This is a genomic window from Dyella sp. SYSU CM1112, from assembly GCF_058216415.1.
In genome coordinates this window covers 62110-75707 of sequence record NZ_JBZEGI010000018.1, presented here as the reverse complement: position 1 = coordinate 75707, position 13598 = coordinate 62110, and the positions used below count along the sequence as shown (strand labels likewise).

The 13598-nt window shown below is 57.2% G+C and carries 11 protein-coding genes, 1 tRNA gene and 1 pseudogene; 6 read left to right on the top strand and 7 right to left on the bottom strand.

The genetic code is table 11. The annotated features are described in order from the left end of the window. Positions 1 to 88: 88 nt before the first annotated feature. Positions 89 to 235 carry a type II toxin-antitoxin system HicA family toxin gene (locus AC4HNJ_RS19550; RefSeq protein WP_490481282.1) on the bottom strand — a complete coding sequence of 49 codons (147 nt, stop codon included), beginning with the start codon at positions 233 to 235 and terminating at the stop codon, positions 89 to 91. 342 nt (positions 236 to 577) lie between these two features. Here AC4HNJ_RS19550 and AC4HNJ_RS19545 point away from each other — a divergent pair, with 342 nt between their 5' ends. The 3 genes and pseudogenes from AC4HNJ_RS19545 to AC4HNJ_RS19535 all read left to right on the top strand — a co-directional run. Then, the gene (locus tag AC4HNJ_RS19545) at positions 578 to 1477 is read left to right on the top strand and encodes a tyrosine-type recombinase/integrase (RefSeq protein ID WP_490481281.1); all 900 of its coding nucleotides are present in this window, start codon (positions 578 to 580) and stop codon (positions 1475 to 1477) included. Between the two features lie 665 nt (positions 1478 to 2142). After that, complete coding sequence (locus tag AC4HNJ_RS19540) at positions 2143 to 3990, top strand: beta strand repeat-containing protein (RefSeq protein ID WP_490481280.1); 1848 nt, start codon at positions 2143 to 2145, stop codon at positions 3988 to 3990. 13 nt (positions 3991 to 4003) lie between these two features. Beyond that, positions 4004 to 4257: pseudogene (locus AC4HNJ_RS19535) on the top strand (IS3 family transposase); the annotation flags it as partial. A 66-nt stretch (positions 4258 to 4323) separates the two neighbouring features. On the opposite strand, the gene AC4HNJ_RS19530 reads toward AC4HNJ_RS19535, so the two are convergent. Continuing rightward, a tRNA-Leu gene (locus tag AC4HNJ_RS19530) sits at positions 4324 to 4408 on the bottom strand. 246 nt (positions 4409 to 4654) lie between these two features. Here AC4HNJ_RS19530 and rnr point away from each other — a divergent pair. Genes rnr through AC4HNJ_RS19515 form a run of 3 tightly spaced genes read left to right on the top strand, consistent with a single transcriptional unit; the run spans position 4655 to position 8150 of the window. Beyond that, a complete protein-coding gene (gene rnr / locus AC4HNJ_RS19525; RefSeq protein WP_490481286.1) occupies positions 4655 to 7129 on the top strand; it encodes a ribonuclease R in 2475 nt (824 codons plus the stop codon). Continuing rightward, positions 7126 to 7866 (top strand): 23S rRNA (guanosine(2251)-2'-O)-methyltransferase RlmB, encoded by a 741-nt coding sequence (rlmB, locus tag AC4HNJ_RS19520; RefSeq protein WP_490481279.1) that lies wholly within the window; start codon positions 7126 to 7128, stop codon positions 7864 to 7866. The genes rnr and rlmB overlap by 4 nt, the downstream gene beginning before the upstream one ends. Next, positions 7866 to 8150, top strand: coding sequence for a CBU_0592 family membrane protein (locus tag AC4HNJ_RS19515; RefSeq protein ID WP_490481278.1), 285 nt, complete (start codon positions 7866 to 7868; stop codon positions 8148 to 8150). The genes rlmB and AC4HNJ_RS19515 overlap by 1 nt, the downstream gene beginning before the upstream one ends. Positions 8151 to 8215: 65 nt before the next feature. On the opposite strand, the gene AC4HNJ_RS19510 is transcribed toward AC4HNJ_RS19515, so the two are convergent. From AC4HNJ_RS19510 to pstC, 5 genes are all read right to left on the bottom strand, one after another. After that, positions 8216 to 9967: a hypothetical protein gene (locus AC4HNJ_RS19510; RefSeq protein WP_490481277.1), complete on the bottom strand. Its 1752-nt coding sequence runs from the start codon at positions 9965 to 9967 to the stop codon at positions 8216 to 8218. A gap of 141 nt (positions 9968 to 10108) precedes the next feature. Continuing rightward, positions 10109 to 10843, bottom strand: a complete 735-nt coding sequence (gene phoU, locus AC4HNJ_RS19505) for a phosphate signaling complex protein PhoU (protein WP_490481276.1) — start codon at positions 10841 to 10843, stop codon at positions 10109 to 10111. Between the two features lie 103 nt (positions 10844 to 10946). Further along, a complete protein-coding gene (pstB, locus tag AC4HNJ_RS19500; RefSeq protein ID WP_490481275.1) occupies positions 10947 to 11750 on the bottom strand; it encodes a phosphate ABC transporter ATP-binding protein PstB in 804 nt (267 codons plus the stop codon). Next, a complete protein-coding gene (gene pstA / locus AC4HNJ_RS19495; protein ID WP_490481274.1) occupies positions 11743 to 12609 on the bottom strand; it encodes a phosphate ABC transporter permease PstA in 867 nt (288 codons plus the stop codon). Before pstA ends, pstB begins: the two co-directional genes overlap by 8 nt. Further along, positions 12609 to 13580 carry a phosphate ABC transporter permease subunit PstC gene (pstC, locus tag AC4HNJ_RS19490; RefSeq protein ID WP_490481273.1) on the bottom strand — a complete coding sequence of 324 codons (972 nt, stop codon included), beginning with the start codon at positions 13578 to 13580 and terminating at the stop codon, positions 12609 to 12611. The genes pstA and pstC overlap by 1 nt, the downstream gene beginning before the upstream one ends. Between the last annotated feature and the right edge of the window lie 18 nt (positions 13581 to 13598).

The following is a 13598-nucleotide window of genomic DNA, read 5'->3' as shown; positions in this document are numbered from 1 at the left end:
GTTCAAGGAGGCAAAGCTGGTCTGTTTCATCACACTTCCGTCTTCACGCAATGCTGCACGGCCATCATGCCTCATGATCAGGAATAAATCAGAGGTTCCCTAGGTCTTTTTTAGGATGGGGGACCGTGATGTGCCCCGACTTTGTTGGGTGCTTCATCACATGATGTGAGCCGACAACCCGGTCAACGTACCGGCCGTCCTTGGTTAGCTCTTTGATCAGGTCCTTGGAATTCATGGTGTGTATGGTACACACGATATGGGCATAACGCAAAGAAGCGCCTGCGCCCGCATTGCTCTCTCGGGTCCAGAAACGACAAAACCGGCGCTAGGCCGGTTTGGGTGCTTGTCCAGAATTTGTCCAAACTATTCTGAAATGCCTTGTTTTTAGCTCTCGCTTGGTGCCCAGGAGCAGGAGAGGCGTCTAGGCATATTTTTCTAGCCCTACGTTTTTCCGTGTAAAACCCATAAATCCCATGCACTGCGCGGGCTTAGCCGACCAAGAACGCCTAGCACATTCTTGTAATTCCACTATCTACAACGCTGGCATTACGCCAATCTTTGCGCCGCGATTCCGCGCATGGCGAGCTATCGGAAGCGCGGCCGCACTTGGCGGGCCGAATTGTATGTCGACGGGAAACGGGAATCGCAATCCTTCCTCACGAAGGCCGAGGCGGTGGCATGGGCCACTCAGCGAGAGGCTGAACTTGTCGGTGTCGAGATCCCTGACAAGCTGCTGGCGGAAGGCCTGCGCGACTACGCTAGGAAGGTAAGCCCGAAGCACAAGGGAGAGAAATGGGAGCTGGCTCGCCTTGGGTTACTGGCACGCGACAAGATCGCCGGCATCAAGCTCGCGAAGCTCAAGGCATCCGACCTGAGCGAATGGCGCGACCGGCGTCTGCGCGAGGTATCCGCAGACTCGGTGGCTCGCGAGATGAACCTCTTGAAGGCGGTCCTGGAGATAGCCCGAAAGGAGTGGGGATGGCTCCGGGTCAATCCGCTGAAGGACGTTGAGTGTCCAGCATTGCCGCCCAGTAGTAGGTGTCGACGAATCAATCAGAACGAGATAGATCGCCTTGTGCTCGCATTCGGGTTTGGAGACGGTCTATCTGCGGAGACGGCCACGCAGCGCACCGGGCTGGCCTTCCTGTTCGCCCTGGAAACCGCCATGCAATCTGGCGAGATCATCGGGCTCAAATGGTCCGACATAAAGCCCAAATCGGTACGGTTGCCGGCGACCAAAAACGGAGGCGTGCGAGAGGTGCCAATATCGCCGCGCGCACGAGAGATTATCGCCGTATTGCCTCGTTCCGGGGGGGCGCGGTGCAAGTGGTGGTGTCGCCGCAACATCAGGCGGCCAAGCCGCTGTGGCTCCAGGTGGAAGCTCTGGATCCTATGTCGAATTCTGGGTTACGGGATCACTTGGTACAGTTTCCGTAACTGTTGGCGCGGGCGGAACGCCTGGCGCCGTGGGCGCTAATCCTGAAGGTAATGGGGGAGATTCCACATTCGGATCATACGCTTCATTACCCGATGGCCTTGGCGGACTTGCTGGTGGTACGGGGACACCTCCGAGTATTGCCATACCAGCCTCTCCCTCCGCATTGCCCACTATAAGTGGTAGCAATGTCGATATCGTGGTGATGATGCGTGGTGGTTGTGGACCGCTGGGTCTTGCAATGAATGATGTCTACGTATCAGGGGGCACGGCGGCTCAAACCCACTTGGTAGTGGCGGACAAGGATCCAGTGGGGGTGGATTTTCTGGTACAGGTTATGGCTCGGGCGGCGGCGGTGCTGGCATAGGCCAAGTGGACCCTCATCGCAAGGTGGGGCAGGAGCTCCCGGCGTATGGATCGTCGAAGAGTATATGTAATCAAGCTCTTTGGTTTTTCTGTTAAGGCGCTTCGGCACCTTTTGTGTGCGAGATTCAGAGTGCTCCCATGGTCTACGGAATGCCTCAATCACTTACCGGTAATGAGTTGGTGACGATTTGGCTGGAACAGAATGGGCAGCTGGCCAAATGCTCAATGTCTCTCAGCCAACCCTCACAAATTCTTGGCTCTTCATCTCTTCCCAATCTTCCTACCAGCAAGCCAGCCGCGGCCGGCGTTTGGTGGAACAACAACGGAGTGGTCTTCATATCATGAAAAAGCTATGGCTCATTGCGCTACTGTGCCCTTCTCTTGCATTGGCACAGACTTATCCCTCTCCTACATTCAACAGTCTCACCCTCCAAACACCTCTTACGGCGGCTAATGGCGGAACGGGTGCTACGAGCTCAACGGGTTCAGGCCCGGTGGTGTTGGCTACATCGCCAATCATTTTCGAACCTACATTTACCGGCGTATCAACCATCTCAAGTTTGACATCTACAAGTACGGGGCAGTTTTATCAAAATCTTGGAGCCAATGTTAGCCGTATCCAAGACCGTCTTTTTGTAGGCTCGGCTTCCGCCAACCTTGGCACTAATGTTAACTCTCAGCCCGATTGGCTAACAACTTATCAGCTCGCCAAAGGGCGCTCCTATGGCTATGTACAAACATCCACGCTGGCAGTGGAGAACGCATCCAATAGCAGTTCTGAAACGACCCTTGTATCAGGAGCCCAAGTAGGGGCTCAGTCAGGCACACAGCCGATCGCAATTACAGGCATCGGTGTGAATAATGGTGCATCAGGATCAGGTCAGGCATGGGCTGGCTATTTCGAGGGATATCGCGATACAACCGGTTCTGCGACAGGCGGGGCATATGGCATAGAAGCGGATACTATGAATTATGTTGGCGCAGCCGATAGTGATCCATACCAACAAAATAGCAATCAGACAATTACATATCAGGCTGCGGCGGGCGGTGGTTATTCGCCAACGGGTCAATATCCATCGACAGCTGCATTAAACATTCAGAATAATGGATCTACATATGACAGGGGTATTATATTTGGATCAAATGCAATTAGTGGTGCAACAGGCACTTCCGGCACTGGCATAGCTATAGCATTAGGTCTTGGCCATGAATTGCAATGGTATGGAGCGGCGGCAACTCCTACATCATCAATCCTGAGCACTGGCACCACAACCGCGGCCGGAATACAGCAAATTTTCCAGAATTATGACGTCACTTGGAATAATTCAAATGGCAATCCTATATTTACGCTTACAGGATTGGCTAATGGAACAAATGGTATATCAGTAACGGAAGCTGTTTCGGGCGTTCCACCGACATTAAGTGTACAAGGATCCGATCCAAATATTACAATGCTTCTTGTTCCAAAGGGTACTGGATCAGTACAGGTTAATTCCACATCAAATAGTGGAAACACTTTTTCCGTTTCTGCTACAAGTAATACTTCTAGCGGTGCCTCAATATTTCTTTCCGGTAATGGTGCAACAACGCCTAACAAATATTTGCGCTCATTTAATGGTTCATTCCAGATCGTTAATAGCGCGAATAGTTCATCCATAATGTCGATGGACGATTATGGAAATGTCACATTTACAGGAGACTTAACATCTCAGGCTGGATCATTCACTACGATTTCTTCTGCCGGGTCAATAACTCCATCACAAACAGCCGGCATCATTGGGACGACCACAAATAATAATGCTAATTCTGGAAGTGTTGGTGAATACATAAGCAATTCAGGTAGAGGCGTATCATTAACAAGCAATACCCCAACAAATATCACTAGCATTTCATTGACGGCTGGTGATTGGGATGTCTCGGGGACTGTAACCTTTGTTCCTGCAAATACGACTTCTCCAACATTAATGCAATGTGGAATAAGCACTACATCTTCTACGTTCAATGGGTTGGGTTCACAATCGTTTCTGAATCTTGCCTTCCCGACAACTGGGGTATCTCAAGGTTTCGTGGCGCCAGTGCAACGCATTTCTATAGCATCATCAACTACCGTTTATTTGGTAGCTGAATCTAGTTTTACGATTAGCACGATGACAGCCAATGGATTCATCCGGGCTCGCCGGGTTAGATAAGGTTTCAATAGTGCATTTAGATATCGAAGCCTTAAAGATTGGCTTCGGGGTAAAACGCTAGCCTCGCAACGCAAGCGCGAGGCAGTCCGTCGCATGCTGGATGGGTTCTCCATCAGCGAACGCCGGGCTTGCCGCCTTGCGGGGCTTTCCCGCGATGCCTTTCGTCATCCGCCCGAACCCTCGGCAGCGACGCAGGTGTTGTCCATGCGCTTAGTCGAACTGGTGCAGGTTCCCCGTCGTTTTGGCTATCGGCGCTTGCATGATCTGTTTTGAATGGCTGATAACGCCGCGATTACGCTAAACAACAAAAAAGCCGCATTGCGCGGCCATTTGTGGTGCCCAGGAGAGGACTCGAACCTCCACGGTTTTACCCGCTAGTACCTGAAACTAGTGCGTCTACCAATTCCGCCACCTGGGCAGGTGTCGCATAAGCCTTTGCGGCTGTGCGAGCCGCGTAATGTAGGCATCCTCTGACTTATTGTCAACTCCTTCACAGCCGCCACGCTTCACAGGTGGGCAAACCATTTATCGAAGACATGTATCAAGGCGATACTAGGGCGTGACTACGAAAAAAAAACCAGGCAAAGATAAGGGGCCGCGTCAGGCGGCCAAGGTTCCTAAGACCCGTCCGGAGAGGGCGAAAACCGCGCGTCGTCATGGCGACATGGCGGAACCGCCCGCCAGCCGGCAGCGTGATCCGTTTGCCGAGCGTGAAGCCCAGCGGTATGAAAGGCCGATCCCCAGTCGCGAGGCCATTCTCGCCCTGCTGGAAGAACGTGGCGAACTGCTGACTGAGGCACGCGTTGCCGAAGCGCTACAGCTTTACGACGAATACAGCATTGAGGCGCTTACCAAACGACTGGGAGCCATGGTGCGCGATGGGCAATTGCTGCTTGGCCGCCGGGGTGGTTACGCGCCTGCCCGCAAACTGGATCTGATCCCGGGTGTGGTGTTGGCGAATGCCGAGGGCTATGGGTTTCTCCGTCCCGATGAAGGCGGTGACGATCTTTATCTGTCTCCTTACCAGATGCGCAGCGTGCTGCACGGTGATCGTGTGCTAGCCAGCGTGGTGGGTCTGGATCGTCGAGGGCGGCGGCAGGCGTCGATCGTTGAAGTCCTGGAGCGTCGCTCATCGCGTCTGGTGGGCCGCGTCATGATCGAAAACGGTGTCACCCTGGTGGTGCCAGACGACCGCCGCCTGCATCAAGACATATTGATTGCACCTGGCAAGGAGCAGGGCGCACGTTCGGGCCAGATCGTGGTAGCGGAAATCACTGATCCGCCGACACCTTATCGCGGGCCGCTGGGTGTCATTCGCTCCGTGCTCGGCGAGCGCTTGCAACCCTCCTTGCTGGTCGACATGGCGATTGCCAGTTACGACTTGCCGCATGAATGGCCGAAGGAAGTGCTGCGCGAAGCCGAAGAAGTGGAGCCGGAAGTCACTGCTGCCGAGCGTGAAGGCCGCATCGATTTGCGCAAATTGCCGCTGGTGACGATCGATGGTCCGGATGCGCGGGATTTCGATGATGCCGTCTACGCGGAACCACGCCGAGGCGGCGGTTGGCGGCTGATTGTGGCGATTGCCGACGTCTCGCACTACGTACCGGTCGGCAGCCCCTTGGATAAGGAAGCCTACGAACGCAGCACATCCACTTACTTTCCAGGGTTCGTGGTGCCGATGTTGCCGGAGACTCTTTCCAACGGCATCTGCTCGCTCAACCCGAATGTGGAACGCCTGTGCATGGTGTGCGATATGCAAGTGGATACCGCAGGTGACGTGGTGCGTTCCCGGTTTTACGATGCGGTGATGCGCTCTCACGCGCGTCTTACTTACGACAAGGTGTGGCAGGTCATTGGCGTTGCCGATGAGGATGCCCGGCAAGAGTTGTCGGATGTCCTGCCGCAGTTGGAAAATCTGCACGCCTTGTACAAGGCGATGGCCGAACAACGACGGCGCCGCGGCGCGATCGATTTCGAAACGCCGGAGGTAAAGTTCCACCTCGACGCCACAGGCGAGGTGCAGACGGTCGGTGCCACGGAGCGCAACGATGCGCATAAGTTGATCGAGGAATGCATGATCGCCGCGAACGTGCAGGCGGCGTTGTTCCTGGCCAAGCGCAAGATTCCTGCTTTATTCCGCGCGCATGAGACACCGCCGGCCGAGAAATACGAAGACCTGCAACAGTTCCTGCGCGAATTCAAATTGCGTATGCCACCGGTGGAGGAAGTGACGCCCGGTGATTTTGCGGATGTGTTCCGCATGGTCAGGGATCGTCCCGAACGCGAATTGATCCAATCCGTGTTGTTGCGTGCGCAAAGCCTGGCTGCTTATCAGCCGGATAACCGCGGTCATTTCGGCTTGGCCTTGAGCGCGTATGCGCATTTCACCTCTCCCATTCGCCGCTACCCCGATTTGCTGGTGCATCGGGCGATCCGTTATGCCGTGCAGGGCGGCAAACCCTCGGGCTACGTGTATAGCGATGCGGCCATGGCCTCGATGGCCGTGCACTGTTCGCAACGCGAACGCCGTGCCGAAGAGGCCGAGCGGGACGTGGACGAGCGTTTCCGTTGTGCCTGGATGGCCAAGCACGTCGGCGAGTCATTCGATGGTGTGGTGACAGGCGTGACGTCGTTCGGCTTGTTCGTCGAACTGGATGAGTCGAAGGTATCGGGGCTGGTTCATATCAGCCAGCTCTCCAACGATTACTACCACTTCGATCCGGTACGCCATTTATTGAAGGGTGAACGTAGCGGTTTGCAGTTTCGCCTGGGCGATCACGTACGCGTGCAGGTGCTGCGGGCAAGCCTGGAAGACCGCAAGATTGATTTTCGCCTGCTGCAACCGACAAAGAAAAAGACATCCGAATCGGTGCAAACGGCTGCGTCGCTTGCAACAACTCCGCGAGCTTATGACTACGCGGCTGCCGGTGAACGTTATTCCTTGCCGTCGGGACGTCAGGGCGTGCCGACGCCTCCCCCGGCAAAAAGCGGTGGGTCGAAACGCAAATCGGCCAAGGCCGATCGAAAGGAACCGATAGGCAAGGCGGTGTCCCCGCGTAGCGGCAAGCCACCGGCGGTAAACAAGAATACGTCGCGATCGGCCAAGGGCCGCTCGAAGACATCGAAAGGTAAACGATGAGCGAGAGTTGGATTGTCGGTATCAACCCGGTCGAGGGCGCATTGAACAACGATGCGGAGCGGGTTCGCGAAGTACTGGTGGAAAATGGCCAGCGTAATCCGCGTGTGCAGGCCTTGGCCGAGCAGGCCAAGGCGCTGAAGATCCCAGTACATCATCGCCCGCGCGAACAGCTGGATCGTGTAGCGGGCGAGGCGCGTCATCAAGGCATTGTGGCGCTCTATCAGGCTCCTCCTTTGGCTGGCGAGAATGACTTGTCCGAGCTGCTTGAGAAAGCCGGGCACGATGCATTGGTATTGGTACTGGATGGCGTGACCGATCCGCATAACCTTGGCGCCTGTCTGCGTAGTGCGGCAGCGGCGAAAGTGACGGCGGTGATCGTGCCAAAGGATCGTGCGGTGGGCATCACGCCAGTCGTGCGGCGCGCATCGGCCGGTGGTGCGGATCGTGTGCCACTGGTCGCGGCCACCAATCTTGCGCGAGCCATGCGTACGCTGAAGGATGCCGGCGTGTGGATCACTGGCTTGGCAGGCGATACCGACCAATCTCTTTACGATGTTGATCTGAAAGGGCCGGTGGCGCTAGTGCTGGGCAGCGAAGGCGAAGGCATGCGCAGGCTAACCCGCGAGACGTGCGACTTCGTGGCCAAGATTCCCATGCCGGGGAGCATGGAAAGCCTGAATGTTTCCGTGGCTGCCGGCATCGTTTTGTTCGAAGCGTTACGTCAAAGGAGTGTGTGATGACGTTCCATTGGTATGACTGTGCGGGTTATGCCGGTGTTGCATTGATGCTACTGGCCTATTTGCTGTTACAGGCCCATAAGCTGCATGGCAATGGACTGGTCTACCAACTCATGAATGTGCTGGGTGCGCTGGGCGTGATGCTTTCGCTAGTGTTCGGCTCGTTCAATGCCCCGGCTTTCTTCATGGAAGCTGCGTGGTTATTGATCGGTATCTACGGCATCGCACGCAGCGCGCGAGTGCGCCGGGAGTTGCGCGAGGCAGCGCGTAACGTGACGCCTTGAAACGGCGCGATAGCTAGCGTGAAAGAAGCGTGCTTCTCCCAATAAGGAGCAGCGCATCCGTGAGGTTATGGATGATGTGCGTGGAACTGCTGGATTTCGTAGGCGCTCGCTGCAGACGAAGCCGATGGATGGAAGCTCACTAGCAACCGGTCGCCAAGCGCGTATTTTTGATCGACTGCCGTGCCGTCCGGTAGGGAGGGGGGCGTGCGGAGGGTGGCTGGCGTAGCGCGCAAAAACACATAAGCACTTGGCTGAGGTTTCCACGACAACCAGTTCAGCTGATAGGCCACGAATTCCTGCACAACAACTTGGTGATTGACCACTCCAGCCTGGCTAGCCAGTTGTTTGGCCAGTGCCAGGGCTTTCCCTTCATCCGCCATGTCGTGCAAGCCCCAGGCTATAACCGGACACGAGACAGTGCTTTGTTGAGGTGGCTCGGCAAAGTGCTGGACCAGGGCATCAGGAAGATACGCGTAGGGACGGTAAGAGGGCGGCAGATAATACCCGTAGTAGTTTCGTTCGATCATGGCATGCACTCCTGGACTCATGCCCGAGCCATAAGTGCCAGGGAACGTAACGACCGGCAGGGTCGCCTCCGCGCAGCCTGGCAGGCCTTGCACATAGGCCGCAGAAGCGCGCCAGGGCTCGTTGGAGGGCAGCATTCGCCCTCGTATCAGCACGAGGCATTGTGATCCGAGCAGCACGACGATAGCTGCCGCGCCGATTGCACTCAAACGGGTATCGGCGCGTGGCCCGGACGCGTCATAGAGTTTCGCCAGCAAAAACCAGCCGAATGGCGCGCAGACCAGTACATTGCGGTACGAAAACGAGGGGGCAATCAGCAGCGATACCAGGATGCCAGTGAAAATCACGCCCATGCACACGACACCGCAGAGGCGCGAGGCCCAGCGCATAGTGTGATCATCCAAGGCTTTCATGGTCGAGTGACCGGGCGGGCGCCGTAGCCATGCCAAGAGCAGCAATGCCAGGACGACCACGGCTGCCTGGCGGTCCATGAAATTGAACAGAATTCGCCGCAATTGCGAGACGAAGAACTTGGGCTTGTTGCTGTACCAGGTGTTATGGAAATCGTGTGCAGAGGTATGCGTCATCAGCCACAGCAAGCCGACGTACAAACCCAGCACGAGCGCGCCGGAAACGCACAGGGCCAGGCGCAATGGCCATCCGCGCACGGCAATCATCACGAACAGCAACAACATGCCTACCGTAAGCAGCATGTACGGGTGTACCTGGCTGCCTGCAACGCCGAGTAAGGTGAGCCACAGCCAGCTACCGACTGGAAAGCCTGGTTGAGTGCGCGCTTTTTGATATACGCGGATTGCTACGGCAAGCAGCGCGGCAGAGATAATGATGGCCAGCGCATAGTTGCGCGCATTCTGGGCTTGCACGAACCAGAACATGGATGTGGTGGCAACTGCGCATGCGAAGGCGATGGCAGTGCCGCTGAACCACTGCCGCATGCTGACGGCGAAGGTGATCACTGCGGTTACAGCGAACATCGCGCTAGGCAAGCGTACGGCCCATTCCTGGGTGCCGGCGAGTTGTACCCACTCGTACAGAAAGAAGTCGTACAGGGGCGGATGAACGTCTGCCAGTACGCGATGAAATACTTCGCCGAGCCCGCGGTGATGGTCGATCAGCTGCAGGGTGTACAGCTCATCCGCCCATAGGCTGTTGCGGGATAGCCCGATAAAGGCGAACACGCAGCCGGTAACGGCCATCAAGCCATACAGCACGCCAGGCCAGTTGGCCTGAGTCGGACTGGAATGCGATGAACGGGCAGGGTGAGCGTTCAATGCCGGGAATCCTCGGTAATGTCAGATCGATGCGTCCCATAAATCGGACGAGAACGTTCAAACACTACGCGAGGCGATTCATGACGGAAAGCCCGGGATCAAGCCCGGGCCTTCAATATCGTCTTGAAGCGTTTCTGGCGATCAGCGCGGACGGTCGCCTAGATTGACCGGCTCCGGATTGGAGGTAAGGTCGCGTTTATCGCGTTGCGCGGTCAGTGGCTCGCCCTTGACCTGGAACCAGACGTTTTCGGCGATGTTGGTGGCATGGTCGCCGATACGTTCGATGTTCTTGGCCATGAAGAGGAGGTGCGTGCAAGGTGTGATCACACGCGGGTCTTCCATCATGTAGGTAAGCAGCTCGCGGAAATAGGCGGTATAGGCCTCGTCGAGTTCTACGTCGTCCTGCCATACCTTGTAGGCGCGTTCGGCATCGCGATCGCGGTAGGCACGCAGCACTTCGCGAACCTCTTCAGCAGCCAGTTCGGCAAGATGCGCGAGACCGCCGGTTGGGGTAAGCGGTGCAGCCATGGATAGCGGAATGGAACGCTTGGCGACATTGGCAGCGTAGTCGCCGATGCGCTCGATATCCGCAGCGATACGTAGCGCTGCGAATACATTGCGCAAGTCACCGGCGATCGGCGCGCGCAGAGCCAGCAGGCGCACCACATCGTGGCTGATTTCCTGCTCCAACTGGTCGATCGCGTCATCATTGTTGACGACGTGCTGGGCCGCGCGTTCGTCGCGGCGATCGACGACATCGATGGCTGCCTCCAACTGACTCACCGCCAACTCGCCCATGCGAACCAGTTCGCCGGTCAGGCGGATCAGTTCGTCATCGTAGCTCTTGATGATGTGTTCCTTGCTGCTGCCGCTCATGGGATGCCTCTTGCGGTTCGGTAATGGGAGAGGGATTGCGTGCGAGGGTGGCCCCTCAGCCCAGCCCTTTCCTCAGAAAGGAGAGGGAGTCATCAAACTAGGATCAGCCGAAGCGACCGGTGATGTAGTCTTCGGTTTGCTTCTTGCTTGGCTTGGTGAAGATCTTTTCGGTGTTGTCGAACTCGATCAACTCACCCAGGTACATGAAGGCAGTGCGATCGGAACAGCGCGCCGCCTGCTGCATGTTATGGGTGACGATCACGATGGTGTATTCGTGCTTGAGTTCTTCCACCAGCTGTTCGATACGGCCGGTGGCGATCGGATCGAGGGCGGAGGTGGGCTCGTCGAGCAGCAGCACTTCCGGACGCAGGGCGATACCGCGTGCGATGCACAAGCGCTGCTGCTGGCCACCGGAGAGACCCAGCGCGCTCTGCTTCAGCTTGTCCTTGACCTCATCCCACAAGGCCGCGCTGCGCAGCGCTTGTTCGACCCGCATCTCCATGTCCGCGCGTGACAGCTTCTCGTGGTGACGGATGCCATAGGCCACGTTCTCGAAGATGGTCATCGGAAATGGAACCGGCTTCTGGAACACCATGCCGACCTTGGTGCGCAGGCGGTTCATGGAGTAGCCCGGGTCGAGGATGTTTTCGCCATCCAGTTCGATCGATCCCGCGGCTTCCAGCTTGGGGTAAATCGCGTAGATGCGATTGAAGATGCGCAGCAGCGTCGACTTGCCACAACCGGAGGGGCCGATAATAGCGGTGACCTGCTTCTCCGGGATATCCATGTTGATGCCTTTCAGCGCATGGTATCCGTTGTAGTAGAAGTGCACGTCGCGCACTTTGATCTTGGCGGGCGCGGCAGCGCCGGTCAGGGGAGCCGCGGCAGCGGCGGCGAGGTCATTCATAGCTCACCTTCTTGCGCGAAAACATGATGCGGGTCAGCAGGCTTAGGGCCAGCACGAACAGAGTAATCAGCAGCGCGCCAGCCCAGGCGATGGCATGCAGCGCCGGATCCGGATCGTTGGTGTATTGATAGATCGTCTGCGGCATGCTCGCCATCTTGTCGAGCGGATGCACCGTCATATACGTGTTGCCGAACGCCGTGAAGAGCAACGGTGCGGTTTCGCCGGCCAGGCGGGCGAGGGCCAGCAGGACGCCGGTGAGAATGCCGGAGAGCGCTGCGCGCATCAGTACTTGTACCGTCAGCTTCCAATGCGGCACACCGAGCGACAGTGCAGCTTCGCGCAAGGTGCCAGGAACGAGCTGCAGCATTTCGTCGGTGGTCCGCACGATCACGGGCAGGCCGATCAAGGCCAGTGCCACACTGCCGGCAAAACCGGAGAAGCTGATGCGGCCATCGGTGAGGTTGGTGGTTGGTACCACGACAATCACGTAGACAAACAAGCCGAGCACGATCGACGGTGCCGACAACAGGATGTCATTGAGGAAGCGCACCGAGGAGCCCAGTTTGGTGGAGTTGGCGTACTCAGCCAGATAGGTGCCGGCGAGAACACCGATCGGAGCGCAAATCAGCAGCGCCATCAGATCCATGATCAAGCTGCCCACGATGGCGTTGGACAGGCCGCCGTCCGGGCCGTACGCCGTGATCTTGGTGAACAGCGTGGGTTTCAGCGCGGCGAGGCCGTTATCGGCCGTTATCCACAAGATCCATACCAGGAAGATCAAGCCGAGCAGAGTAGCGAACCCGCTGAGCGCCAGCGCGACGACGTTGGTGATACGTCGACGGGTGTAGATCATGGACATCAGCGACCCTCCTTGCGTGCGAGCTGGCGCAACATCAAACGTGCGATCAGCAGCACGATGAAGGTCACTACGAAGAGCAGGAAACCCAGGGCGATCAGCGCGGACCGGTGCAGGCCTACCGCTTCGTTGAATTCGTTGGCGATGCTTGAGGAGATGGAGGTGCCGGGCATCAGCAGCGAGGACGTCATGTTGTACGAGTTGCCCAGCACGAAGGTGACCGCCATGGTCTCGCCGAGTGCACGGCCCAGGCCCAGGAAGATACCGCCGATCACCGCCGAGCGGGTATACGGCAATACGATGTCCCACACCACTTCCCAGGTGGTGGAGCCCAATGCGTAGGACGATTCCTTGAGACGTGCCGGTACGGTCCGGAACACCTCGCGCATCACGGAGGAGATGAACGGCAGGATCATCACCGCCAGCACGATGCCCGCGGTGAGCAGGCCCATGCCGAGCGGCGGCCCCTGAAATAGTGCGCCGATGACAGGAATATTGCCGAGCGTATTGTTGAGTGAAGGCTCAATGCTGGACATGAATGGGACGAAGACGAACAAGCCCCACATGCCGTAGATGATCGAAGGAATGCCTGCCAACAGTTCGATGGCGGCAGCGACCGGACCGCGCATCCAGCCCGGTGCGATCTCGGTAAGGAAGAGGGCGATGCCAAAGCTCACCGGCACGGCGAGCATCAGCGCAATCAGTGATGTCACCAGTGTGCCGACGACGGGCGCGAGCGCTCCGTACTGATTGTCAACGGGATTCCATTCCGAACTGGTCAGAAAATGCCAGCCATCCTTGAACAGGATTTCACGTCCACCCCACAGTGTGGACAACGCAGCGCCCAGCAGGGCCGCAAGCACCAGGAGTGCGCAAAAGCGCAGCAGCCACCGGAACAGGAGATCATGACGGGCATCGGTACGCGAACGATGTTCGGGATCGCGGGCGAGCGGTTCGGCGCTTATGGCTGACATGCTTGGGCGTTTTCCGCA

What these genes read in the sequence shown, in the direction of transcription:
- AC4HNJ_RS19550 (WP_490481282.1), bottom strand. Translation starts at nt 235, where the DNA reads ATGAATTCCAAGGACCTGATCAAAGAGCTAACCAAGGACGGCCGGTAC.
- AC4HNJ_RS19545 (WP_490481281.1), top strand. Translation starts at nt 578, where the DNA reads ATGGCGAGCTATCGGAAGCGCGGCCGCACTTGGCGGGCCGAATTGTAT.
- AC4HNJ_RS19540 (WP_490481280.1), top strand. Translation starts at nt 2,143, where the DNA reads ATGAAAAAGCTATGGCTCATTGCGCTACTGTGCCCTTCTCTTGCATTG.
- rnr (WP_490481286.1), top strand. Translation starts at nt 4,655, where the DNA reads ATGGCGGAACCGCCCGCCAGCCGGCAGCGTGATCCGTTTGCCGAGCGT.
- rlmB (WP_490481279.1), top strand. Translation starts at nt 7,126, where the DNA reads ATGAGCGAGAGTTGGATTGTCGGTATCAACCCGGTCGAGGGCGCATTG.
- AC4HNJ_RS19515 (WP_490481278.1), top strand. Translation starts at nt 7,866, where the DNA reads ATGACGTTCCATTGGTATGACTGTGCGGGTTATGCCGGTGTTGCATTG.
- phoU (WP_490481276.1), bottom strand. Translation starts at nt 10,843, where the DNA reads ATGAGCGGCAGCAGCAAGGAACACATCATCAAGAGCTACGATGACGAA.
- pstB (WP_490481275.1), bottom strand. Translation starts at nt 11,750, where the DNA reads ATGAATGACCTCGCCGCCGCTGCCGCGGCTCCCCTGACCGGCGCTGCC.
- pstA (WP_490481274.1), bottom strand. Translation starts at nt 12,609, where the DNA reads ATGTCCATGATCTACACCCGTCGACGTATCACCAACGTCGTCGCGCTG.
- pstC (WP_490481273.1), bottom strand. Translation starts at nt 13,580, where the DNA reads ATGTCAGCCATAAGCGCCGAACCGCTCGCCCGCGATCCCGAACATCGT.